At 46.0% G+C, this 1,136-nt stretch carries 1 protein-coding gene and 1 pseudogene; one reads left to right on the top strand and one right to left on the bottom strand.

Annotated features, from left to right (window positions below; translation table 11 throughout):
* Positions 1-198, bottom strand: a pseudogene (locus ACJ2PR_RS36050) (hypothetical protein); the annotation flags it as partial.
* A 29-nt stretch (positions 199-227) separates the two neighbouring features.
* On the opposite strand from ACJ2PR_RS36050, the gene ACJ2PR_RS36055 reads away from it, so the two are divergent.
* A protein-coding gene (locus ACJ2PR_RS36055; RefSeq protein ID WP_446880663.1) for an IS1 family transposase occupies positions 228-918 on the top strand; the annotation gives its coding sequence in 2 pieces (ribosomal slippage) (positions 228-553 and positions 552-918; 693 coding nt in all).
* Positions 919-1,136: the final 218 nt, after the last annotated feature.

Below are 1,136 nucleotides of genomic sequence, written 5' to 3' on the forward strand. Positions count from 1 at the left end.
AAAGTCTGCGCTCCTACGGCGTGATCGCTGCTTAATTTTGTCCGAAGTGTTGTAAGTATAGAGGTTGATAAATTGCCAGTTAGAGGCGGTTCTATCCACAATTTTAATGTAGGTCACTTGGGAATAGAAAGCTTTGGTGCGCTGGATTTCTCGCTCTAGCCGATCAAGAACCTTCGCTTTGTCATATTGGCGTTGCATAATGAGGGTATGAATTAGGGTGAATTAGCATGGAATGTCCCGAGTGCAACTCAACTCATATCCGTAAAAATGGAATCAAGAAAGGTAAGCAAAATCATATCTGCGTCGATTGTGGTCGGCAATTCATAGATGGTTATGCCCCGCCTCAAGGCTATAGTGATGCGATGAAACGGGAATGTCTCAAAATGTATGTCAACGGCATGGTGTTTCGGGAGATTGAGCGGGTCGAAGGAGTGCATCATACCACCCTGATTACTTGGGTCAGACAAGTCGGCAAATGCCTGCCGGATGCTTACACGCCTGACAAAATACCTGGAGTCGGTGAGTTGGATGAACTAGAAACCTTCATTGGTCAAAAAAAACAAAATCTGGATCTGGACGGTCGTTGACCACTTCACTCAAGGCATTTTAGGTTGGGTCTTAGGCAAACCCAGTGCCGATACGTTCCGTCCGTTGTGGGCGATTGTGGCAACTTGGCAGTGCTATTTCTATGTCACGGATGGTTGGTCAGTCTATCCTGGGTTCATTCCCAACGGTGACCAAATTATTTGCAAGACCTACATGACCCGCGTAGAAGGCGAAAATACGAGATTGCAGCACTATCTGGCTCGATTACATCGCAAGACACTCTGTTACTCCAAATCAGCAGAAATGCTGGCACATTCGATTCGATTGCTACTTCATTACCTAAAATTTTGGGATGTACCTGTCCCCGCTTGATTCATACCTTCATTCAGCAACGCCGTCATATTCAGATATTGTGCCAATGTAAATCGCGTGTTGTCGCTCTTCTCATGCGTCATGACAGCATTCGTCAAAATGTTCTCACCTGAATCCTACACAAGCTGCATCCGAAGCTCCGGTATCTATCAGTGACAGAGCGGGCAAGTTCAGCGTCTTAGGATAGAAACCGACAAGCCTCATTCCAGGATTTAGAA

The sequence above is a fragment of the Phormidesmis sp. 146-33 genome (assembly GCF_052939515.1).